Below are 22,037 nucleotides of genomic sequence, written 5' to 3' on the forward strand. Positions count from 1 at the left end.
AGAATAAAACAGGGAAGGAACCGGCACATGTCACACACGGCCAGCATTATTCTTTTAGTGATCGTCACCTCCATCGCCAATGTGCTTGGCGGGGCATTGATCGTAATGAAGAAGTCTTGGTCAGACACCGCACTGAACGCCTTCATGGCGATAGGCGCCGGTTTTTTGCTGTCGATCGGCCTGCTTGATCTGCTGCCGGAAAGCCTGCAGGCCTCCGCCCACAACATCTACTTCGCGCTGATCGGTTTTCTGGTTGTCTATTTGTTTCAGAACGTAATCTCGACTCACTTCCATTTCGGCGAGGAAACTCATGAGCACGAGTACGGTTCGCGAATCGGCATCTATATCGGTATGCTGACACACACATTTTTTGATGGTGTGGCTGTCGCATCCGGTTTTGAAGTGGACATCAAGTTGGGAATTCTGGTTTTCTTCGCCGTTCTTCTACATAAAATCCCTGATGGTTTGACGATCGCATCGGTGACGCTTGCCAAAAACGGCTCCCGTAAACGGGCGCTGCTCGCATCCGCTTATCTCGGAGTCTCCACACTGCTTGGCGGTTTGGTCATTATCTTACTGGGAAAAACGATTCATCTGGACAATCTGGTTGGTGTTGCACTGGCGTTTTCGAGCGGAGTTTTTCTCTATGTAGCCTGCACCGACCTGCTCCCGGCGGTAAACCGTACGGAGAACCGGAAAAATTCGCTTTTCGTTTTTTTGGGCATCGCCTTGTTTTTGTTCAGTTCGCTCGCCTCTCAGGTTTTCGGAGGTCTTTGACAAATTTGTCCCACCAAAGCAACGGAAAAACGCAACAGAAAAGGCCGACTCAAATGGGGTCGGCCCTATTTTCGGCAAACATTCGTGGTACCCGTTCAAAACTCGACGGTTACGGGTTTGAATGCGCTTTCTATGCGGTTTCGCTTACTTTATTAATTCGGTTTGGCTGTAGAATCGGCATGAGCGAAGAATTTCGTTTTCCTGAGGAAGTGACGATCTGTTTGAACTGGATTTCCCCTTCCACTTCCACACTTTCGCCTACTGCCTGAGGGATTTGCGAATCTTCGCTAAGAATCGGAATGATTTTGATTTTATCTCCGTTTACGACTACGCCATCATCGATTTCAAGAAACGTGATACAGTTGATATTGCGGTCTTCGCTGTCAAAATAGGCTCTTTTTCGAACGATTCTGCCGGTCAGTTTCACGGTACTCCCCCCTACCACCAGTTATACATCTTGTTTTACAATCGAGTCAACAAGCTTTATTTGTTTTATTTTATCATTTTTCCGTAAAAGGGGTAACAAAAAAATGAATTTCCAAAATTCGGTTCACTATTACCAAGAAGCGCTGCAATACATCGTTGGCGGTGTCAATTCGCCCTCCCGTTCTTTTAAGGCGGTTGGCGGCGGAGCGCCGGTTTTTATGGAACGGGGCAAAGGAGCTTATTTCTGGGATGTGGACGGCAACCGCTACATCGATTATCTGGCCGCTTACGGGCCTTTGATTCACGGTCATGGCCACCCGCATATCGCAAAAGCGATCGGACGGGCAGCCGAAAACGGGCTTCTGTACGGCACCCCCACCAAGCTCGAGATCGATTTTGCCAAAATGCTGCGGTCAGCCATCCCCTCTTTGGAAAAAATTCGATTTGTCAACTCCGGAACAGAGGCGGTAATGACCACGATCCGCGTGGCGCGGGCGTTTACGAAACGGAATAAAATCATTAAATTTGCCGGCTGTTATCATGGCCATTCCGATTTGGTGCTGGTCGCCGCCGGTTCCGGCCCGTCCACACTGGGGATCCCCGATTCGGCAGGCATTCCCCAATCGATTGCAAACGAAGTGATTACCGTACCGTTTAACGATTTAGGAGGACTGGCAGAAGCGCTGCAGCATTGGGGCCATGAAACAGCAGCCGTATTGGTGGAGCCGATTGTCGGGAATTTCGGGATGGTGCCGCCGGAGCCCGGTTTCTTGCAAGGCGTCAATGAGTTAACCCATCGCTATGGAGCGCTGGTGATCTATGACGAAGTAATTACCGCCTTCCGCTTTCATTATGGCGGTGCGCAGGATCTATTGAACGTATATCCGGACATGACAGCACTTGGCAAAATTATCGGCGGCGGTCTGCCCATTGGAGCGTACGGCGGCAGGCAGGAGATCATGGAGCAGGTGGCGCCGCTCGGCCCTGCCTATCAAGCGGGTACGATGGCCGGCAATCCGGCATCCATCTCGGCTGGCATCGCCTGTCTCGAACTTCTGCAGGAAGCGGGCGTATACGATCGGATGGATCAGTTGGGACGAATGCTGGAAGAAGGATTGCTTGCGACAGCAAAGCGATATGGTCATCCGGTTGTGATAAACCGTATAAAAGGCGCCTTGACCTTATATTTCGGCAGAACGGAGCCGGTTCGCAATTATGACGATGCACAGTCGACTGACGGGGAGCAGTTCGGCCGATTTTTCAAATTGATGTTGGAAGAAGGCATTTGTCTCGCTCCTTCCAAATATGAAGCCTGGTTTGTTTCAACGGCTCATACAGAGGAAGATATTCAATATACGATTCAAGCCGCCGATCGGGCGTTTGCCAAATTGGCCGATCAGTAAGCAACGGACAACTTTCAGCCCATGCCGCACCTGAATATACATGCTTTACACAGGGCTTCCGCCTATGAAAGGGTGTGTATAGCGTATGGGCATTGAACTTACCGCATTGCATTGGATCTATCTGTTGTTTATTCTGCTGATCATTCTTGTGATGGTGTTGCGGCGGGACACCACACTGGTTTGCGTCATCGGGATTTTTGCAATCGCATTGCTGGCCACCCGATCACTGAGCCATGCACTAAGCAGTATTTTTAACGGGTTTATATTCGCGATTACAGAACTGTTGCCAACCATTCTGGTAATCTGTCTGATCGTTGCCATGAGCAGAGTGTTAACCAATTCGGGAGTCAATGAAACGATGATTCGTCCGATTGCGAAACTGATGCGTGGTCCTGGTATCACTTACTGGGTGATCGGAATTGTGATGATGGTAATCTCCTGGTTTTTCTGGCCGTCACCTGGCGTCGCGCTGATCGGGGCTGTTTTGCTGCCTGTCGCGCTGCGGGTCGGACTGCCTGCTTTGGGAGTAGCGATGGCGATGAACCTGTTTGGCCACGGGATCGCGCTGTCGGGGGATTTTGTCATTCAGGGGGCACCGTCGATTACCGCGAAAGCGGCCAACATTCCGGTTTCCGAAGTCATTTCGGCCAGCGTGCCGCTCGTATTCATCATGGGAATTGTTACCACTGTCATTGCGTATTGGTTATTGCGCAAAGATTTAAAAGCGGGGATCCTGCAAGTGAACCAAACGCAATTGAACGAGTTGTCAGGCCGTCCCCCCTCTGCCGTTTCCCCTTCCGTGAAATGGTTGGCAGTGCTGGTTCCGCTTCTGTTCCTGCTGGATATCATCGCTATGCTGTCGCTTCACCTGACAGGCGGCGATGCAACGGCGCTGTTGGGCGGCACGACTGTGCTGATTTTGATTTTGACCACTTTGCTGCATCATAAAACACAGCGAATGGAGACAATCACCCGTTATTTGATTGAAGGGTTTGAATTCGGTTTTAAAGTGTTCGGGCCTGTAATTCCAATCGCTGCTTTCTTTTACTTGGGAGATTCGGGCATCGGGAAAATTATTGGCGACGTGCTGCCAAAGGGATCGCTTGGCATCGTAAACGATCTCGGAGTGGCGCTGGCCCATACAGTCCCATTAAATTCAGGAATTGCGGCTGTTACACTGACGATTGTCGGTGCGATCACCGGTCTTGACGGATCCGGTTTTTCCGGTATTTCACTGGCCGGATCGATCGGTCATCTGTTTGGCTCGGCAATTCATGGCGGCACGGCCACATTGACGGCACTCGGTCAGATTGCCGCCATCTGGGTCGGCGGCGGAACGTTGATTCCCTGGGCGCTGATTCCGGCAGCTGCCATCTGCGGCGTCGATCCGTTTGAACTGGCACGCCGCAATTTGCTCCCCGTCCTGCTCGGTTTGGTCGTAACAACGATATTTACGATGTTTCTGATATAACTTGCATAAAACGTTAACCCCAAAGGAAAAAGAGGCTCCTGCGTTGCGTATAGTTCCGCCATGCAGGGGCTTATTCTTTCTGTTCGAAAATTATGGTATACTTTTTTCGTTACTATTTTCAGTGTTAGGCAGGAAGAGCAGGTGTAAATTTACTATGGTCCACATCATCAAAAAACACTGGTTTACTTCCATCGTGGTTCTGTTGGTTTTAGCTTTTATCGGAGGGATCTATTATTGGGTTCAGTGGGCGACGGCACGTCCGCCGGTGAATAATACAGCTCCGCATTTTCAGGTAATGAATCAGGCTGGGCAAACGGCCGATTTTTTTGATCTGTCCCATAAGGTGCGGGTCGTGTATTTCTTTAACTATGAATCTTCTGCGGCTGTTCAAGATATGATACATTTGCAGCAAACCTTAAAACAAAAGGGGCTATTCGGCAAAGATGTCGTATTGGTTCCTGTTCCGCTTGATAAACGGCTGTCTCCTGATTTGATCAGCGAATACCAAACAACTTACAAAGCCGATCTTAGCGGCTGGTGGTTCCCAAAGGGAGATTCCGCCAAAATTTCTTCCGGATTCGGCCTCAAACTGAATCATTCCGGTCAAATTGACACACAAGGCAGAGATTATACCATTGTGGAAACGGATCGAAACAATATCGTCCGAAGAGTGATTAACGGCTCTTTTCGAGGCAATGCCCTCGACGTCGAGGAAGGTTCTCATGGTGAAAACAGCTTGCTGCAGGATATTAACTTTTTAGCCAAGGAGTAGAGAAATAAATGGCGTATCTAAACCCGCGTGAACACTGGGTTCGGATACGCCATTTTGTCATAAAGGGCTTCCGCCTAATGAATTCAAAAAATCAGTCATCCTCGTGTTCTTTCTTGTTGTGCTGCTTGCCGTGTTGTTCGTTGTCATCGTTATTCCGATGCTTCACTTGCCCGAGATGCAGTCCGTTATCGTGGTGATTCATACCGGTGATATTCGAAGACGTATTGGCGTCATTCGCCCCGATGATGATATTCGAAGACGTGTTGGCGTTATTGGCCAAGTCGGTGTTGTTCGGAGTTGTACCTGCACCATTTTCCGAAATTGTGACTGTCGCGTTCCCCGCCTGGTTGCCACCTTCTGTATGGACGGGCAGTTCCATCACGACTCCCTTTTTTGCCAATTCGGCAACTTGTTTGTCGAGCGCTTTTTGAATTTCCTCCTTGCCTTCTTCAGGCACTTTCGCAAGCAACATTTGCAGTACGGCAATCGAATGTTTTTGAGCCAGAATCGCAGCTTGTTCCTTGTTGGCAACCTCCACATTCACCGTTTCATCTTTGTTTGCTTTCGCCGCCTGCTTGGCTTGTTCCAATGCTTCTTCCGCTTTGCTCAGAGCGTCATCAATGTCATGAACAAACTTTTCGTTATAGCCGACTTTCCCTGCCTGATTCAGCGTTTGCAGTTCGGCAAGCTTTTGGTCTGCCTGCTTCAGCAGCAAATCTGCCTTTTGTTGATCCTTAAACGTAAAGGCCAGGTGAAGTTGAGCAAGTAACTCCCTCAGTTTATACAAAAACGATTCAGGGTCCACAGCGGTTGTGGTGGTGCCTGCCGTTGTTGCGTTACCTGTTGCTGGTGTTGTTTCCGTAATCGTAACACTCTGGTTGGTTGCGGTTGCTGCTCCGACTGCGATAACAGGAACCGTACCGCTTAAAACGATTGACGCTAGAAACGCCGAAGTGATTTTTTTATTCACAGAAAATCTCTCCCTTGATGTTTTCTCTGCTTCACTCAGAGATTTCGGACAAGGAGGGATTTTTCTGTCCATCCCGAAACGGTGTATCACATACGCCGCGAATCACTTGTTCCGAGCGGTCCTCCTTTGTAAAAGTACCGCGCTCAGGAGACAGGGCTACCGTCTGCACGCCACATGCATAAACGGCTCCCTTACCGTGTAAACGAACGCAGATATATCACTACCAACGCCGGAACGGACGTGCAGGTATCGCTTACCCGGATTCAGATGCGTTTGCTTCCGATGGCAGGAAGGAGAAACCGACTTCGCTTTAAGACAAGTGAGACACGGCGTATGTGATACTCCGTCGAAAAGTCGGTTTCGATTTCCCGACAGGAAAAGCAGCCCTTCGCATCTGTCCGCGAGACGCGGTGCCTGTACGTCCGCTTTGCGAAAACAAAGCGGCCCTCTTTGTGAGGCCGCTTCAGGAAGTGTTACATGATCGGTCAAATCGTTTTCAACGTATCCAAAATATCGGATGGTTCCATCCGTTTCGTAAAATCCTGATCCACTAAGGCCGAGCGGATGACGCCGTTCCGGTCGATGATGAATGTAGCCGGAACCGGCAGATGCCAACCGGAGTTGGCACTGACCTGGCTGAGATCAAATTTCAGGCCTTCGCGATACTGAGCCTGCAAAGCAGGCGACAACTCCCAGAGAATGTTGTAGTTTCGCGCTGTCTGTCCCCCCTCGTCCGACAAGCACGGGAAGGAGAGTCCATGTTTTTGCACCATTTCTTTTATCCGCTCGGGCTTTTCCACACTGATGGCAAACAGTTGTGCGCCCGCTTTCCGAAAATCCGGGTACACTTCATGCAACGCACGAAGTTCAGCGATACAGTAGGGTCACCAGCTACCCCGGTAAAAAGACAGTATGGCGGGTCCATTATGCAAAGCGTCAGACAACTGATAGGTCTTTCCATCCGCACCCCAGAGCTCAAAATCGGGCGCCTTATCCCCCGCCTGCAGCCCAATGGCTGTCCGGGATCCTTTTAAGTTTTGGATCTCTTTCGAAGTGGTCTGCAAAAACTCTTTCGACACGCGATTTGACGCTTGCGCAGCGATCTGCTGCAATTGATCTTGCAGTGCCATGTGAACCCCTCCTTTATGGTCAACAATCAGGCAACTCCAACTAGCTGGCAAAAATCAGCCTTCCGGTGTCACGACAACTGTACCCGCCAAGCGATTCAACCTGTTGCTTGAAGCTGTCCGACGCCATTACAGACCGCAATACCTGCCCCCCTTCGCTTTCATAAAATTGTTTGGTCATCAGCAAATCGTAGCGTTCTTCCGCGACCGGCACAAAGTCGAGTCCAAACGCTTTTGCTGCTGACAAAATCCCCAATCCGCAATCCGCCGTTCCGCCCGCTACAGCAGCTGCTACACTTAAATGGGAGAAATCCTCCCGGTTGTAGCCGTAAATTTGTTGCGGATCGATACCCGCCTGTTTCAGCAAATAATCAAACAACAAACGAGTGCCTGCTCCTCGCTGTCTGTTTATATACGTGATATTTTCCTGCTGCAAATCCTCTACCGTTTGTATATGTCGGGGGTTTCCCTGCGGTACAATCCATCCCTGTTGACGGTAGACCAAATTGACCAGAACAAACGGCGTATCCGCCAAATACTGTCTGGCAAAAGAAACGTTGTACTCCCCCGTATTTTCATCCAGCAAGTGAACGCCCGCTGCATGCGCTTCTCCCTTGCGAATCGCCAAAATGCCGCCCATGCTTCCTACATGCGCGGAAGACAGGAACCGGTTCGGATCTGCTTTATGAACCGCAGTAGCCAACAAATCAAGCGTCATATCGTGACTTCCTGACAAGACCATTGTTTTCTCGATCTGCTGCAGAGGCCGATACAGTTCAATATCCACTTCTTCTCCCTGTTCATATCCAAGGCTGGTTGCCGGAATTCGCAACAGTCCGTCCGCGCGTACCATGGACATGGTGACACCCGCATTGCGCGTCAGCGGATTGGCAATCAATTTTCCGCCCACCGCGCCAATCGTCATACGGACAAAATCTTCCGCCCCCATCACAGACACGACACGGCGTCCCAAAGTGACTTTTACTTTGTCCCGTTCGATTTCGGAAATCCCTAAATAATGATGAATCAGAGGCCTCGCAAACCATTCCAAAGCCAAATAGGCAGAAACCGGGTACCCAGGCAGCCCGATTACCGGTTTCCCGTCTACGATCCCTACTACAACCGGCTTGCCCGGCCGGGTCGCCACACCGTGCGTCAGCACTTCACCGAGTTCCCCGATCACGTGAACCGTAAAATCTTCCGATCCGGCAGACGATCCGGCATTCAACAGCACGATATCGCATGTTTCCACAGCCGACTGGACAGCCGATTTTATTTTCTCGTAGTTGTCTTCCACAATTCCTCGATAAACGGGTTCTCCGCCCCATGTCTGCACATAGCCGGCAAATACAGTCCCGTTAAATTCCGGAATTTCTCCCCGTTCGATTCGCCTGCGCGGCGGCACCAACTCGGTTCCTGTCGGAATGATCGCCACCTGCGGCTTTGATACAACAGGCACTTCCAGTACCCCACCCGCCAGCAGCGCGCCCAAGTCGACAGGACGCAGCACATGACTGGCAGGCACAATCAGTTCGCCCGCAACCACGTCTTCGCCGATTTGCCGGATATGCTGCCAGGGACTGGCCGGTTCGATGATTTCATATGTGTCTTCATCAATCATATGTACGTTTTCGATCATAATAACCGCATCGTGCTCATCCGGAATCGGATCGCCCGTATCGACAATTCGGAAGTCGACCCCTTTTTTCAGCCGCAACGGGTTTTTTTCATGCGCCGAATACGTTTGACTTGCTTTTACCGAGATACCGTCCATCGCCGACGCATGAAAGTTGGGCATCGACACCACGGCAAAAATCGGTTCGGCCGTCACGCGCCCCAACGCGTCCACCGTAGGAATCCGCTCCATACGAGCTGCAAATTCAACAGCAGTCAGGAGTTTCTTCTGTGCCTCTTTGAGCGGAGTGTCTTCCAGATAGATCTTCCTCTTCACTGACGATCCCCCTCTCTGTCACAAAACAATTGACATTCACCCATTCACCTTGCAGCAATCCCTCTTTCCGTGCAGGGATTTCGATCACGCCGTCACTTTCGCTGATCACCGAAATCAGACCTGACTTTCCAAAAACAGGAATCGCCCACATTTCACCGTCCCTTTTTTCAAGCCGAACTCGAACATAATCGGATCGGCCGACAGCAGACGGAAGATTGCGACTCAACCGCGCCCGGATGCGTGGATCGAATGGATGCGGTGTTCTGTCGTACAAACGGTTCACAATCCGTCTTACCACCAGATCGAAAACAATCAATGCCGATACCGGGTGTCCCGGCAGCCCCACAACCGGCTTGTGGCCCGCCTTCGCCAAAATAGTCGGTTTGCCCGGTTTGAGGGAAATCCCATGCACCAAAATCCCCGGTTCGCCCAGCGCTTCCATCACCTGTACGCTGAAATCGCGGGTTCCCACCGAACTGCCACCTGACATCACCAACAGATCCACTTTTTCAAAAAGTTCGCGGGCCCGTCGCAAATATTCCTGTAAATCGTCTTTCACAATGCCGCCATACAGGACATCCGCCCCCATGCTTTGCAAAGCGGCGCCAATCGTAATCGTATTGACGTCACGTACCTCGCCCGGTCGTAGCTGCTTGGTTTCAGGCGGTACGATTTCATCACCGGTTGACAAAATCCCCACGACCGGTTTGGCGAACACTTTTACGCGAGACACACCCGCAGCCGCCAGTACACCCAAATCCTGCGGCTGCAGACGGTGCCCCCGCTGCAGGACGCGAGATCCGGCTTGGATGTCTTCCCCTTTTTTGATTACGTTTTCGCCGGGAGCCACCTGTTTGTGCACATTCAGGAGCGATCCCACTTCTTCCGCATGTTCCACCATTACAACAGAATCGGCGCCGGATGGCATCATGCCGCCGGTCGGGATGTATTTGGCTTTCGCCGGAGCAATCGCTCCTCCCTCTTTTCCCATCTCGATCACACCTGACACATCGAGAAAAGCCGGCATCGATTCGGATGCGCCATACGTATCCTGCGCCCGCACCGCATACCCGTCGACCGTTGAACGGTCAAAGCCGGGAACGTCTTCCGACGCCACTACATCCTCCGCAAGAACACGGTCAAACGCCTCATACAGAGAAACTTCTTCGGTCCGTTCCAACGGCTTGTACGTATCTTCAATCAGACGCAACACGTCACTCGTTTCATGAACCTGAAAAAACTTCAATTCCCGTTCCTCCCCTCATCCATTATCCATTGCTGAACCTGCCGCCATTCATCGGGCGTGTTCATATTGAAAAAAACCTGATTTACATCGATATAGTTCGGAAAATCCGCTTCGGTCAACTGTTTGACCTGTAATTGACGCAGCAACTCCACCATCCGAAGCTGCTTGTTCAAAAGCATATCTTCGATCCGCTCCGCACAACGCTTATGATATACGGCAAATAACGGGTGAAGCTGTCCCTCGATAACAGGTACCACCGCATCTATATCCGGATGTTCCGTACCAATCGCGACCTGCAGCATCCACTGCCCGGCCTCTGCCGTCACCAGCGGCATATCACAAGCGACTACCAAATTCCATTCGGCCACGGCGGCCTGCAAACCGACCTGAATACCAGCCAACGGCCCAAGTCCCGGATATTTGTCGCTTACCATCCGTTCCCCCAGGAATTGGTATGTATCCGGTTCATTTGTTACGATCAGGCATGGCAGGAAATCCTGCTCGGCGCCGTTTGGCGGCATACCAGGCTGATGGCGCACATGCACGCCGCGCAACACATCACGAATGTGTTGAATATTCGGTTTGCCGTCAATCGGCAGCAATGCTTTGTTCGTTCCCATTCGACTTGAGCGGCCGCCAGCCAAAATCACAATGCCAACCGACTCCTGTTTACTGAAGCGTCCCATCCGGTTTTCCGCCTTTATAATAGCCTTGTTCAACTGCAAACATGTCGAGATGAGTGGTCGACAAATCATCCAAAATCAACATCTCCGGTTCAGACGGCTGCAATTTGTGCGATACTTTCAAATAGGATTTGCATTCTTCACAAACGTCCACTTGCCAGGTCCCACCTGTTTTCTCATCTTCGATCAGAAAGCTTTCCAGTTTTTCGTGATCGTGGTTGTCACATACAGGGCATTTGATACGTCGAAAAGGCCAGTCGCTGCCACACGACATACAGCGCAAATAGCGGAATCGCTCCGAATCCCGAATTTCGCCGAGCGCCGCCTGGTCCCCGCAGACCGGACAGAACCCTTCCGACCAGCTTTCCAGCATAAACGATTTGTCGGGAAGCAGTCCCTCCGTATGTTTGTAAAGCGTAGGCAATAAACTGTATTGAATGAGAACGGTTATGGCATCCTGCGGCAGGCGGTTTTCAAGCGTCCAGCGGGTAAACGGTTCCAGATCACCTTTTAACCAGCCCCGCAACACCTTTTCAATCTCCTGATCGGACAGCGATTTGCCCCATTTTTTCAGTTGTTTTCTTTCATCACCCGTGCCGGACCAATCGGTCAAATCACGGAACAATGCGACTGCAAAACGCAAATCGACCTGCTCTTCCGCCCCTTCCATCAACGGTGTTTTGGCTTTCAATTTGGCGATCTTTTCATCATTGGGCATGGTAAACGCAGTGACATGCGGTGCATGTTTTTCCATTCGTTCCACAAGGTCGATATGTACCTTGGCAATGTCTTTAAACTGTTTTTCTTTATCCGTTAACTGCTGCCAGCGCTTTTTCACCTGATCCAGCACACTCATTTTGGCTGCCATGTGTCATACCACCTTCTTCTACGGCGTTTGCCGATTTTCCTTTATTCCTCATTGTATCCTATTTTCCCGAAGAAAAAAGAGGGGTGAACAACCGTCCACCTCCTCTAGTTCCTGTCTTGCATTTTTAGAATCCGAAATAACCGGATTGCGGGCCCATGATCACTACATAGCGCAGGACATACCCGCCAACCAAAATTAACAAACTGCTGACAAGCGTCGTCCGATGGCCGAGCAGGTTCGGCTTCCATTTCAACAGCAAGGGAAGCAGCAAACCGATCAGCACGACTCCAACCCAGAGCAGGAACCCGTAAAATCCGGTCGTGACTTTACCTGCCCATTGTCCGAGCGTGATCAGGAACAGCGCCAAAGCGACAAGTTCCAAAATCACCATGTATTTGTCAGCCCGTTCCAGCTTGTGCTTGTATTCGTTCAGTTCACTCTTTTTCGGCGTAACAAGCAGCATAAGCGCCATACCAGCCGACATTCCGGAAGCGAGGAACAGAACCGGCAAGAGCGGACTTGCCGTCCAGCCCGGAAGCTGGGAGGTGTTTGCCAATACCCCTGTATAGGTTCCCAGGTAGAATCCACACAGCATACCGATAATCAAAAACAGTTTCGAAAACGCGCTTTCGTGGAAAAAGGACGTCAATTTCACCAACCAGGGTGTCTTGATTTTTTCCATCTTCACCAGAGCGTACAGGAAACCGATGAAAGAAAACGCGCCAAACAATCCAACTACCCAACCACCTACTGACATTGGGGAGTGCGCCTTGAACATCGGGATATTCTCGCGCGGATACCATAACATGTGCAGGAATCGCGTCGGGCTGTCCAAGTCGGTCACCAGCAGGATTCCACAAATCAGAATGACTGGAAATCCGATTAGATAACCGCGAATCACACCCTGCAGATCATTTTTGCTTCCGGCGAGTTGAGCGATCGTGGACGTAATGTATGTCCCGGCTGCAATCCCGGCAAAGAAGAAATACCAAACAATTTCCCAATGCCATGCAGGAGACGTTACTTGATGCGTAAAGTAATCATATGGATTTACAGGCATCTCAATTCCTCCTTACACGACATGGGATTGATCTTGATCAATATCTGTTTTCTGGCTCATCCGTTTGCTGCGGAATGCGAGCAGCGCAAGCACTCCAGCCGCCACCATGCCCGCCACCGAGAACATGTAGCTTTTTGCCATGTTCTTTTGCGGCAGCTGCGGGTTCTCTGGAAGCCCGTAAACTTTCGGCTCTTCTGTCAGCATGTAGAATACGTTCAACCCGCCCAGAATATCGGATTTCCCGTAAATTTGCGCTTTGCTATGGCCCATGTTTTTCAACAGGACTTCCCGCTCTTCCGCAATTTTCATCAGGCTGGACACTTCGCCAAACTGGATGCAGTCAGTCGGGCATGCCTGCGCGCAAGCAGGTTGCTGACCGACTTGCAGACGGTCGTAACAAAGCGTACATTTTTGAGCCGTACCGGAAATGTGGCTGATTTCAATCACGCCAAACGGACAGCCGGTAATACAATAGCGGCACCCGATACACGTATCCTGATCGATATATACCGTGTCAAACTCAGTACGGATGATCGCGTTGGTCGGGCATACTTCCATGCATCCGGCGTGTTGACAGTGTTTGCAGGAATCGCTCAGGAACAGCCAGCGAGCATCGCTGCGGTCTTCGCTGAACAGTTCTACAAACTTGACATGACGCCAGTTCGTATCAGACAAATGTCCCGTATTGTCATAACTGGTTCCGAGGAATTTGATTTCGTCTTCCATCGGGAGTTCGTTCCATTCTTTACAGGCTACTTGACATGCTTTACAGCCGTGGCAGGTAGATGTATCGACGAACATCCCCATTTGCTGTTCAGCCATCGATTACACCCCCTGCTTGATACGGCCCTTGCGAAGATTGACCGTGAATGCTTTTGATTCGTGAATGGTGACGTTTGGATCGCCGACCATCAAAGTTAATTCGTTTGAAATACTGCCTTTGGCAACCCCGGCATAACCCCAGTGAATCGGCATGCCGATTTCGTGAACGGTTTTGCTGCCCAATTTAAGCGGACGCATGCGGCGTGTGACAAGCGCTTTCGCTTCCGCTTTACCGCGTTCCGTTTCAACCGTTACCCATTCACCGTTGTTAATGCTCAACTGGCCAGCCAGTTCGGGACTGAGTTCGACAAACAGTTCCGGCTGCAATTCAGCCAACCACGGCAGCCAGCGTGACATCGGACCGGACAGATGGTGTTCTGTCAATCGGTACGTTGTCATCACGTATGGGTATTTCTCGTTTGCAATACCATGAATCTTGTTGTTATCAACATTAAAGTAGGTAGCTGCCGGATTGTTCTGCTGTTTATAAAGCGGGTTCGCTACAGGCGTATCAACCGGTTCATAGTGAGTCGGCAACGGACCGTCAGCCAATCCACCAAACAACTGCAGCCGCCCGTCCGGATGCATAAAGAACGGATCATTACCGGACAGATAATCCATGCCAATTCCTTCATCCTTGCCTGGGGAATTAGGCGCTTTGTTTGCCACAAAGTCTGGCACGTCGAGACCGGTCCACGTTTTCTTCACATCATCCCACCAGACCAGCTTTTTGCGGTCAGACCACGGACGACCGTCCAGATCGGCGGATGCGCGGTTATACATGTTATGGCGGTTGGAAGGCCAGCAGAATCCCCAACCGAGTGACATATAGTTGTCACCTTTGCGGTTTTCCGCTTTGTTTTTCCCATCTTCGGTCATGATACCGCTGTAAATCCATGCCCCGCAGGCGGTTGAACCGTCGTCTTTCAATGCCGCAAAACCGGCAACCGGCTTGCCATCCTTGACCGTATAGCCGTTAATTTCCTTAACGATCGCATGACCATTCGGCTCGTGCACTTTCCATCCATCGTTCGGATTCGGAGCATAATGATCCCAAGTCATGTTTTTGATCGGCCAATCGCGATCCAGCGTACTGTCTTTATACAACGCTTTCAGCCGCTTACCGAGCTCGTAGGTAAAGAAGGTATCAGAACGCGCATCTCCCGGCGGATCGGCCGCTTTTTCCTTCCATTGAGCCATCCGGTTGGTATTCGTAAAGCTGCCATCCGTTTCGGCAAATACGGCAGTTGGCATAAAGAAGATTTCTGTTTTAATATCCTGCGGCTTCACTTCTCCGTTTACGACTTCCGGCGCCGATTTCCAGAAAGTAGCCGTTTCCGTCAGGAACGGATCACAGACGACCATCCAATCCAACCGTGCCATCGCTTTCCGGTGGAAAGTGGCATTCTGACCGCCAGCAGCCGGATTTTGTCCCATCACGAAAAATCCTTTGATCACCTTGTTATACATGTCAAGGAACATGTTGTAGTGGGAATGGTTTTTCGTGCGCTTTGGCAGGTAATCATAACCGTAATCGTTATCTGCCGTTGCTGCATCACCGTACCATGCTTTCATCAGGCTGACGAAATATTTCGGCGTGTGCACCCACCAGCCTGTCGGTTTCGACTCGGTTTTCAGATAGTCCATAAATGTATCGTGCTTTTTGGTGATGATCGGGAGCTGCAAGTAGCCTGGCAACGTATCCCACAATGTGGAGATATCGGTTGCACCCTGCACGTTTGCATGACCCCGCAATGCCAAGATTCCGGAACCCGGGCGCCCCACATTGCCGAGCAAGCCCTGCAGAATACCGCCGGCACGAATCATCTGAACCCCGACCGTATGCTGCGTCCACCCCATCGCGTAAACAAATGCGGAAGTCCGATCACGACCGGAATTTTTCGCAAGCGTTTCTGCGACCATCAGAAATTTCTCTTTCGGTGTGCCGCAAACCTGCTCCACCAATTCCGGTGTATAGCGGGAATAGTGGCGTTTCACGATCTGGAACACAGAACGTGGATGCTGCAAAGTGGGATCCATTTTTGGACGACCCTTCTTGATGGCATACGCCACCTTATCGGTCAACGTTTGCGGTTCCGTACTCGGGAGCTTGACTTCATCCCGCTCAAAGTCCCACGTGGATTGATCATAGACCTTCTTCTCCGCGTTAAAGCCGGAGAACAGACCGTCCAGGTCCTCTGTGTCCTTGAAATCTTCCCGTACGAGGAACGGGGCATTCGTATAGTTCACAACATACTCTTTAAAATACTTCTCGTTGCTGATGACATAGTTAATCAATGCTCCCAGGAACACAATATCGGTTCCGGAACGCATCGGAACATAGTCAGTAGCCATCGCCGATGTCCGCGTGAAGCGGGGATCGACATGGATGACGCGGGCTCCTTTATCGCGCGCCTGAATGACCCATCGGAAACCGACCGGGTGATTCTCTGCAAAGTTTGAGCCCATGATGATGATACAATCGCTCTCCGCCATATCACGCGGCGTTGTCGTGGCACCGCCACGGCCAAAACTGGTGCCCAGACCGGGCACAGTCGAGCTGTGTCAAATACGAGCCTGATTTTCGAGGTTTACGACACCGAGTGAGCGCATCAATTTGGCCCACACGTAGTTCCACTCGTTTTCCATCGTCGATCCGCCAAGTGAGGCAATCGCCGGGTTCTGGTTTACTTTTTTGCCCTCGAATGTTTCTATGAAGTACTTGTCACGAGTTTCCTTCACTCGTTGCGCAATCTGGTCATAGGCCCAATCAAGCGGCTTTTCTTGCCATTCGGTAGCGCCAGGGGCGCGATACAATACTTTTTGTTGCCGGTTCTCATTGTGTACCAACTGATAAGAAGCGGCACCCTTCGGGCACAACGAGCCCAGATTGACGGGGCTATCCGGATTCCCTTCAATATTGATGATCTGTCCCGTTTTTTCATCGGATGTGATAATTAAACCACAGCCAACAGAACAATACGGGCATACACTCGGATACTGTTTCCCTTTTTTAGCGCTCAGTTTGATGCTGTTTACCCGCGCCTGCACCGGTTTAATGTCTAGTCCACCGATCGATGCGACTGTCAGCCCAGCGGCAGCCACACCTGTTCGTTTTAAAAACTCCCGGCGGGAAATCGCCATATCGCCTCTACTCCTTCCTGCTTTGCTTGATGTGAAAACTTATATAAAAAGGGTTCACAAACTATCATGCTTACGAATCTTTCAAATTTCAAGCGAAAGTTAATGAACCTCTCTTTATCGTACATGTAATTCCGCTTCGGAAGCAGATGGCAGGATCCGGGACCCTCCCGTATAAACCTGCATCATCTGTCCACGGATATAACCAACGACTTCAATCCCCAGTTTTTCCGCCAAGCGAACTGCCTGGTCTGTCGCTGCCGTCCGGGAAGCCACTACACTGCCCCCAAAACGGGCTACTTTTGTAACCATTTCATAGGAGATGCGGCCAGTTGTCAGAATAAAAATATCGTTCGGATCAAGCCCCATTTTCAATGATGTGCCTATCGCTTTGTCCACTGCATTGTGACGACCGATATCTTCTTTCACAAATAACGGTCCTGATGATGAAGCTACAGCAGCGGCGTGCATGCCTCCAGTCTCTTGGTACAAGACAGCTTCTTTGTACATAAAACGCATGCACTCTGTCAGCAGCTCCTGTTTCACCACGACGCTCGGGTTAACAGGGCGCAAAGAAAACGCGTCCTCAAAAGAGGAAAAGGTAATTCCTTTTCCGCAGCCAGAAGTTAGGAAACGTTTTTTTCCTTCAGCAGAACGCCGTTTCACATCGCCTTTTATATCGGTCCAGATCATCCCATGATCTTCGTCGATCACGATTTTTTCAAGTTCATCTGGTCGAGTGATCATACCTTCACCAAACAAAAAACCAATTGTCCACTCTTCCAGTTGAACGGGCGTCAATTGAATCGTCAGGAGTTCTTCATCATTCACATGCAAGGTGACAGGGTATTCAACAGGCATTCCTTTCTTTCCTTGTCCCATGCTGTCAACTCCTTACACCTATTTATATACCTGAATTACTTTAAAACACAAAACCTATTTACAATAAAAGTATACTACGAGTTGGGACGTGTGTGTCAAAAAAAATTCACGCAGCTTTGATTGATTCTAGTTTTTTGCGGAAGCAATCGTTATAATATGGATTGTCCCGAAAGGAGTGGCTATCATGATCAGGCAAACGCGATTGGATCGGTTTCTGGCACGATTTGAAACAATTGGCAACAGTATTTCGTTCTATATACTTCTCTTGATTGTCATACTGGGTATCTGGATTCTGACTCCGTTCGCCCCAGATTGGCGACCAAACGGAAAAGTATTCGGCATCACGGCGATGGTGTTTGCCATATTTACCATGCTGCACGGGATTTTATGGTTTTTTTTGACGCGCGATTACATCAAAATGCCGAAAAAAGCCCGCGCTTCCCTTACCATGACTGTTCGTATACTGCGACCGTTGCATATGATGAGCGGTTTATTCGCATTGGGCATCGTCCTGATCCATGCATACGCTTTCGTTAAAACCGGTTACGGTTGGAACCGTTATTCGATCAGCGGCGCGCTGAGCCTGCTGACTCTCTCCATTCTGGCGATAGACGGAATCGGATTGATGTCCAGTCCGTTTCTAAGCCGTGTCGTGCACCGTTGGATTGCCGTGTTGTTTACCGCTTTGCTTGCAATTCATTTATGGTATGTTTTATAAAAACGGGACCAAAAAGAGGGGCAATCCCTTAGTCATTCACATGACTTTCGGGACAGCCCCTTTTCTCATGTACTCCAGTTTATTTTACCTCTGCAGAAGGCTTTTCTGCTTCTGCATGTGAAACTGCTTTGTTGACCGCTGAATCCTGCGGCTTGTCAGCAGTTGCCTTGTTCGTGTCGACCGACGGTTTGTCATCGCCATCAACAAGACCTTTCGTCGCATCTTTAAATTCCCGCAGCGTACGGCCAAACGCCTTGCCCAATTCAGGCAGTTTGCTTGGACCAAACACAATCAAAGCGATGATCAATATAAGGATCAAACCGGGAACACCAATTTGTGAAAACATCGCAACCTCCATAGACTGTAAAGTATAGAACATGTTTGTAAACTTTATTATACCGGTTTGTACACCTCTTGAACAGTGTTATTCCAGATAACTGGGGCGATCGATTTCCCGTCGCAGATAGGCAATTTCCTCTTTATACCTGCCTTCCGGAGTTTCCAGAATCAGTGGCATGTCCGCCAAAAGATCATGATGCACAATCCGCATCATCGCGTCCGTTCCGATCGAACCCAATCCAATATTTTCGTGACGGTCTTTACGCGAGCCAAACGGCGTCTTGGAATCGTTGATATGAAACACTTTCAAACGATCCAAGCCAATGATGTCGTCAAACTTTTGCATCACGCCATCAAAATCGTTCACAATATCGTATCCGTACGAATAAAGGTGGCATGTGTCCGCACAGACCCCTAATCGGTCCTTATGCTTGACCAGGGAAATAATTTCAGCAATTTCCTCGAAGCTGTTCCCCACTTTGGACCCGTCGCCTGCCATCGTTTCCAGGCAGACAAACACATCTTCCTCACCCGTAAGGATTTCGTTAAGGCCCTCTGCAATCCGCTTTAAGGCATAACTGACGCCTTGTCCAACATGTGCGCCCGGATGAAACACCACATAACGAATCCCCAGATAGGAGGTTCGTTTAATATCTTCCCCAAGCAGTTCGACACCATATTCCCAGGTATCTTGAACGGGAGATGCCAAATTGATCAAGTACGGTGCATGCACCACAGGATCCGCAATGTTGTGCAGTCGCATTTTTTCATACGCCTGATCACGGTTGAACAATTCAATTGGGCGTGCTTTGCCGCCCCTGTTTGACCGTGTGTAAATCATAAACGTATCCGCCAAATAAGAGATGCTTTCTTCTACAGCAGCCAATAGTCCCGTTTTCGCTATGGAAACGTTTGCACCGATTCGCAAGCAAGTAAACCCCTTTCCGGAAAAACAACAAAGTCGTGCACCAAGCGGGCACGACTATTGTCAGTTTCGATTACATCACATCAGCCAGCTTGTCGAGCAGGTCCTTTTTGGACATATAACCGACAAGGCTTTTCACTACTTCACCGTTTTTAAAAACAAGCAATGTGGGAATCGACATGATGCCATACTTTTGAGAGATGTTTGGGTTTTCATCAACATTCAATTTGGCAACTGTCAGCCTGTTTTGATTTTCAACCGCAATTTCGTCCAAAATAGGCGCCAGCATTTTGCATGGCCCACACCACTCTGCCCAAAAATCAACCAGTACGGGTTTATCTGATTGGACAGCTTGTTCAAACGTAGCATCTGTTACTTTTGCAATTACGTCAGCAGCCATTTTATAGGCCTCCTTCCGTTCGTCTGTTATACCGCTACGACTTCTTTAATTTCAGGAACAGAAGCCCGGATGGTCCGCTCGATTCCCATCTTCAGTGTCATGGTAGACATCGGGCAGCCGCCGCAAGCGCCCACCATTCGAATGGTAGCCACCCCTGCCTGCTCGTCGACATCGATCAATTCTGCATCGCCACCGTCAGCCATCAAACCGGGGCGGATTTTATCAAGTGCGTCCTGCACGCGTTGACGTATATCTTCCATATAAAACCCTCCAATCCATAATCAAAATTAGTATCACCAACATCCGGTCTGTCATGCAAGCAAACCTTTGTTTAATCATTTTACATTGCATGTTTCCCGTTGGATGTAATGAACAATACAAAACCTTTCGATTAAAATTATAAAGCTTCTAAATTGAAAAATCAACCAAACCGATCGCGGATGAACAGGATGAACAGCATCAAAATATCGCATAACCCTTGCGCAATGCCAAAGAATAAGAGAAACTGTGGGGGAGCGAGGTGATGGATGGCATGGATTCATTTCAATTGGCGTTCGCCCGGCATATGGTGCAAAAACAAAGCTACAGCTGGTTTCCGCCAGGCGTGGTATATCCCGAATTAACTTTATTTAAAGCGTACGCTGGGCGCGGTACATTAATCCGTATTATCCCGTATGAAACCGCGACTTCCTTCGAGAATCTCTTGCAGACCTCGTTTGCTGAAGCGGCAGAGATTCTGCAGGACCATCCGTATCGGGGCCTGACCGTTCTGCAAATTATCCTTTTCCAAACGGCTCCTGGTTTGGAATTACAAAAACAGTTAGAAAAACTGGAAAAGCTGCAAATCTCACCCGATGTTTCGGTTTTTTCAGCTTGGATCGAACTGGAAACAGGCAGCTTTACATCCAATTTGCCCTGGTTTTCAAAAGGAATTCTGCCAAAATCGGCGGTTCGGGAAGCGTTTTCCGAATCGCAAAGCCACCCCGAAATATTGCAGGAGGACATTCAACAAACGCTGCAAAAACGGGAGTCGGAGTGGAGAAACGTCTATGTTCAACATTCTTCCAAAGCGGTCTATTCTTTACTTGGAATTATCATTGGAGTGTTTCTCTGGATGGCAGCAACGGAAAGCCAGATTGGCATTGATGTGCTGGTTCGTTTCGGCGCCAAGGTGAATCGCCTGATTCTCGCAGGAGACTATTGGCGGTTATTTGTACCTATGTTTCTGCATGCTTCTTTTTTGCATCTGATTGTCAATTGCTTTGCGCTCTATTCCCTGCGTGACGTAGAGTGGATTTACGGCAGCAACCGTTTTTTGCTGATTTTTCTCGTATCCGGAATTGTCGGCAATGTAGCAAGCTTCGCTTTTTCACCCTATCCGACAGTTGGCGCTTCTGGAGCTATCTTTGGCATTTTGGGATCTCTGCTCTATTTTGGAACACAGCGTCGGGACTTTTTCCGGCGCACAATGAGCAGCGCCGTCTGGAGCACGCTGCTGGTTAATTTGCTGCTTGGTTTCGCCATTCCGCAAATCAGCAACTCGGGACATATCGGGGGGTTAATAGGCGGGTTCCTCATGTCAGCGGCAGTTGGATTGCCGACTGAACGTTTTCGTTTTTCACGTGCAGCGGCAGGCTTTTTGCTTGTGGCTGGTTTGCTGGCCACTTTATGGATCGGTTTTAAAGTCAGGTTGGTATAACAGGGAGCACGACAGTAAAAGTTGTTCCCTGCCCCTCTTTGCTTTCCATCAAAATTTGCCCATTATGATTTTCCACAATACGATATGTGATCGGCAGACCAAGCCCGATCCCATAGGCTTTCGTTGAAAAGAACGGTTCAAAAATCCGCTTCCGGATTTCATCCGGAATTACAGGTCCATCGTTGGAAAAGGAAATTTGGATGTATTCCGCTTCTTCCCGGACTTGAATGATAAGATGACCGCCTGTCAACAAACTGTCAAACGCATTCGACAACAGATTGACAAAAACCTGACGAATTTGATGGGGGTCAGCCAACAGTTCCGCGACATCTTCCGCAACCTGCAGATCTACAGAAA

23 protein-coding genes are annotated in these 22,037 nt (G+C 49.7%); 6 read left to right on the plus strand and 17 right to left on the minus strand.

The annotated features are described in order from the left end of the window. The first annotated feature begins 27 nt into the window (after positions 1–27). Positions 28–777, plus strand: a complete 750-nt coding sequence (locus skT53_RS06905) for a ZIP family metal transporter (protein ID WP_200760374.1) — start codon at positions 28–30, stop codon at positions 775–777. A gap of 130 nt (positions 778–907) precedes the next feature. On the opposite strand, the gene skT53_RS06910 is transcribed toward skT53_RS06905, so the two are convergent. Further along, positions 908–1,204, minus strand: coding sequence for a hypothetical protein (locus skT53_RS06910; RefSeq protein WP_200760375.1), 297 nt, complete (start codon positions 1,202–1,204; stop codon positions 908–910). A 103-nt stretch (positions 1,205–1,307) separates the two neighbouring features. Here skT53_RS06910 and skT53_RS06915 point away from each other — a divergent pair, with 103 nt between their 5' ends. From skT53_RS06915 to skT53_RS06925, 3 genes are all read left to right on the plus strand, one after another. Further along, positions 1,308–2,606: a glutamate-1-semialdehyde 2,1-aminomutase gene (locus skT53_RS06915; protein WP_200760376.1), complete on the plus strand. Its 1,299-nt coding sequence runs from the start codon at positions 1,308–1,310 to the stop codon at positions 2,604–2,606. Between the two features lie 85 nt (positions 2,607–2,691). Continuing rightward, positions 2,692–4,077: a hypothetical protein gene (locus tag skT53_RS06920; protein WP_200760377.1), complete on the plus strand. Its 1,386-nt coding sequence runs from the start codon at positions 2,692–2,694 to the stop codon at positions 4,075–4,077. A 154-nt stretch (positions 4,078–4,231) separates the two neighbouring features. Next, entirely contained in the window at positions 4,232–4,849 is a 618-nt protein-coding gene (locus skT53_RS06925; protein WP_200760378.1) for a thioredoxin domain-containing protein, read from the plus strand. A 91-nt stretch (positions 4,850–4,940) separates the two neighbouring features. Here skT53_RS06925 and skT53_RS06930 read toward each other — a convergent pair whose 3' ends face one another. The 11 genes from skT53_RS06930 to fdhD all read right to left on the minus strand — a co-directional run bounded on the left by skT53_RS06930 (position 4,941) and on the right by fdhD (position 17,599). Continuing rightward, positions 4,941–5,819: a DUF5667 domain-containing protein gene (locus skT53_RS06930; protein ID WP_200760379.1), complete on the minus strand. Its 879-nt coding sequence runs from the start codon at positions 5,817–5,819 to the stop codon at positions 4,941–4,943. Between the two features lie 485 nt (positions 5,820–6,304). Continuing rightward, positions 6,305–6,694, minus strand: coding sequence for a peroxiredoxin family protein (locus skT53_RS19140; RefSeq protein WP_404828959.1), 390 nt, complete (start codon positions 6,692–6,694; stop codon positions 6,305–6,307). Positions 6,695–6,703: 9 nt separating this feature from the next. After that, complete coding sequence (locus skT53_RS19145; RefSeq protein WP_200760381.1) at positions 6,704–6,949, minus strand: redoxin domain-containing protein; 246 nt, start codon at positions 6,947–6,949, stop codon at positions 6,704–6,706. A 40-nt stretch (positions 6,950–6,989) separates the two neighbouring features. Continuing rightward, a complete protein-coding gene (locus skT53_RS06945; RefSeq protein WP_200760382.1) occupies positions 6,990–8,897 on the minus strand; it encodes a molybdopterin biosynthesis protein in 1,908 nt (635 codons plus the stop codon). Continuing rightward, positions 8,827–10,143, minus strand: a complete 1,317-nt coding sequence (locus skT53_RS06950) for a molybdopterin molybdotransferase MoeA (RefSeq protein ID WP_200760383.1) — start codon at positions 10,141–10,143, stop codon at positions 8,827–8,829. The genes skT53_RS06945 and skT53_RS06950 overlap by 71 nt, the downstream gene beginning before the upstream one ends. Next, positions 10,140–10,829 carry a molybdenum cofactor guanylyltransferase gene (gene mobA / locus skT53_RS06955; RefSeq protein ID WP_200760384.1) on the minus strand — a complete coding sequence of 230 codons (690 nt, stop codon included), beginning with the start codon at positions 10,827–10,829 and terminating at the stop codon, positions 10,140–10,142. Before mobA ends, skT53_RS06950 begins: the two co-directional genes overlap by 4 nt. Beyond that, positions 10,813–11,694 (minus strand): formate dehydrogenase accessory protein FdhE, encoded by an 882-nt coding sequence (locus skT53_RS06960; protein WP_200760385.1) that lies wholly within the window; start codon positions 11,692–11,694, stop codon positions 10,813–10,815. Before skT53_RS06960 ends, mobA begins: the two co-directional genes overlap by 17 nt. 124 nt (positions 11,695–11,818) lie before the next feature. After that, entirely contained in the window at positions 11,819–12,754 is a 936-nt protein-coding gene (nrfD, locus tag skT53_RS06965) for an NrfD/PsrC family molybdoenzyme membrane anchor subunit (RefSeq protein ID WP_200760386.1), read from the minus strand. A 12-nt stretch (positions 12,755–12,766) separates the two neighbouring features. Further along, entirely contained in the window at positions 12,767–13,576 is an 810-nt protein-coding gene (locus skT53_RS06970) for a 4Fe-4S dicluster domain-containing protein (protein ID WP_200760387.1), read from the minus strand. A 3-nt stretch (positions 13,577–13,579) separates the two neighbouring features. Continuing rightward, positions 13,580–16,720, minus strand: a complete 3,141-nt coding sequence (gene fdh / locus skT53_RS06975) for a formate dehydrogenase (RefSeq protein ID WP_318978599.1) — start codon at positions 16,718–16,720, stop codon at positions 13,580–13,582. A 114-nt stretch (positions 16,721–16,834) separates the two neighbouring features. Then, complete coding sequence (fdhD, locus tag skT53_RS06985; protein ID WP_200760389.1) at positions 16,835–17,599, minus strand: formate dehydrogenase accessory sulfurtransferase FdhD; 765 nt, start codon at positions 17,597–17,599, stop codon at positions 16,835–16,837. Between the two features lie 184 nt (positions 17,600–17,783). Here fdhD and skT53_RS06990 point away from each other — a divergent pair, with 184 nt between their 5' ends. Beyond that, positions 17,784–18,317 (plus strand): hypothetical protein, encoded by a 534-nt coding sequence (locus skT53_RS06990; protein WP_200760390.1) that lies wholly within the window; start codon positions 17,784–17,786, stop codon positions 18,315–18,317. Positions 18,318–18,396: 79 nt separating this feature from the next. Here the strand turns inward: skT53_RS06990 and skT53_RS06995 are convergent, their stop codons facing one another. The 4 genes from skT53_RS06995 to skT53_RS07010 form a co-directional block, all read right to left on the minus strand. Beyond that, on the minus strand, positions 18,397–18,663 hold the full coding sequence (locus skT53_RS06995; RefSeq protein ID WP_200760391.1) for a twin-arginine translocase TatA/TatE family subunit: 267 nt from the start codon (positions 18,661–18,663) through the stop codon (positions 18,397–18,399). 78 nt (positions 18,664–18,741) lie between these two features. Next, positions 18,742–19,584, minus strand: coding sequence for a deoxyribonuclease IV (locus skT53_RS07000; RefSeq protein WP_200760392.1), 843 nt, complete (start codon positions 19,582–19,584; stop codon positions 18,742–18,744). A gap of 70 nt (positions 19,585–19,654) precedes the next feature. Further along, the gene (gene trxA, locus skT53_RS07005; RefSeq protein WP_200760393.1) at positions 19,655–19,981 is read right to left on the minus strand and encodes a thioredoxin; all 327 of its coding nucleotides are present in this window, start codon (positions 19,979–19,981) and stop codon (positions 19,655–19,657) included. Positions 19,982–20,007: 26 nt separating this feature from the next. Beyond that, positions 20,008–20,232, minus strand: coding sequence for a NifU family protein (locus tag skT53_RS07010; protein ID WP_264176018.1), 225 nt, complete (start codon positions 20,230–20,232; stop codon positions 20,008–20,010). A gap of 272 nt (positions 20,233–20,504) precedes the next feature. On the opposite strand from skT53_RS07010, the gene skT53_RS07015 reads away from it, so the two are divergent. Then, complete coding sequence (locus skT53_RS07015) at positions 20,505–21,680, plus strand: rhomboid family intramembrane serine protease (protein WP_200760395.1); 1,176 nt, start codon at positions 20,505–20,507, stop codon at positions 21,678–21,680. On the opposite strand, the gene skT53_RS07020 is transcribed toward skT53_RS07015, so the two are convergent. Beyond that, the gene (locus tag skT53_RS07020) at positions 21,667–21,996 is read right to left on the minus strand and encodes a sensor histidine kinase (protein ID WP_200760396.1); all 330 of its coding nucleotides are present in this window, start codon (positions 21,994–21,996) and stop codon (positions 21,667–21,669) included. The genes skT53_RS07015 and skT53_RS07020 overlap by 14 nt on opposite strands. Between the last annotated feature and the right edge of the window lie 41 nt (positions 21,997–22,037).

The organism is Effusibacillus dendaii (genome assembly GCF_015097055.1).
GTDB classification, from domain to species: Bacteria; Bacillota; Bacilli; order Tumebacillales; family Effusibacillaceae; genus Effusibacillus; species Effusibacillus dendaii.

What these genes read in the sequence shown, in the direction of transcription:
- mobA (WP_200760384.1), bottom strand. Translation starts at nt 10,829, where the DNA reads ATGGGACGCTTCAGTAAACAGGAGTCGGTTGGCATTGTGATTTTGGCT.
- nrfD (WP_200760386.1), bottom strand. Translation starts at nt 12,754, where the DNA reads ATGCCTGTAAATCCATATGATTACTTTACGCATCAAGTAACGTCTCCT.
- skT53_RS06960 (WP_200760385.1), bottom strand. Translation starts at nt 11,694, where the DNA reads ATGGCAGCCAAAATGAGTGTGCTGGATCAGGTGAAAAAGCGCTGGCAG.
- skT53_RS06920 (WP_200760377.1), top strand. Translation starts at nt 2,692, where the DNA reads ATGGGCATTGAACTTACCGCATTGCATTGGATCTATCTGTTGTTTATT.
- skT53_RS06970 (WP_200760387.1), bottom strand. Translation starts at nt 13,576, where the DNA reads ATGGCTGAACAGCAAATGGGGATGTTCGTCGATACATCTACCTGCCAC.
- skT53_RS06925 (WP_200760378.1), top strand. Translation starts at nt 4,232, where the DNA reads ATGGTCCACATCATCAAAAAACACTGGTTTACTTCCATCGTGGTTCTG.
- skT53_RS06990 (WP_200760390.1), top strand. Translation starts at nt 17,784, where the DNA reads ATGATCAGGCAAACGCGATTGGATCGGTTTCTGGCACGATTTGAAACA.
- skT53_RS19145 (WP_200760381.1), bottom strand. Translation starts at nt 6,949, where the DNA reads ATGGCACTGCAAGATCAATTGCAGCAGATCGCTGCGCAAGCGTCAAAT.
- skT53_RS06995 (WP_200760391.1), bottom strand. Translation starts at nt 18,663, where the DNA reads ATGTTTTCACAAATTGGTGTTCCCGGTTTGATCCTTATATTGATCATC.
- skT53_RS06915 (WP_200760376.1), top strand. Translation starts at nt 1,308, where the DNA reads ATGAATTTCCAAAATTCGGTTCACTATTACCAAGAAGCGCTGCAATAC.
- skT53_RS06905 (WP_200760374.1), top strand. Translation starts at nt 28, where the DNA reads ATGTCACACACGGCCAGCATTATTCTTTTAGTGATCGTCACCTCCATC.
- fdhD (WP_200760389.1), bottom strand. Translation starts at nt 17,599, where the DNA reads ATGGGACAAGGAAAGAAAGGAATGCCTGTTGAATACCCTGTCACCTTG.
- skT53_RS07015 (WP_200760395.1), top strand. Translation starts at nt 20,505, where the DNA reads ATGGATGGCATGGATTCATTTCAATTGGCGTTCGCCCGGCATATGGTG.
- trxA (WP_200760393.1), bottom strand. Translation starts at nt 19,981, where the DNA reads ATGGCTGCTGACGTAATTGCAAAAGTAACAGATGCTACGTTTGAACAA.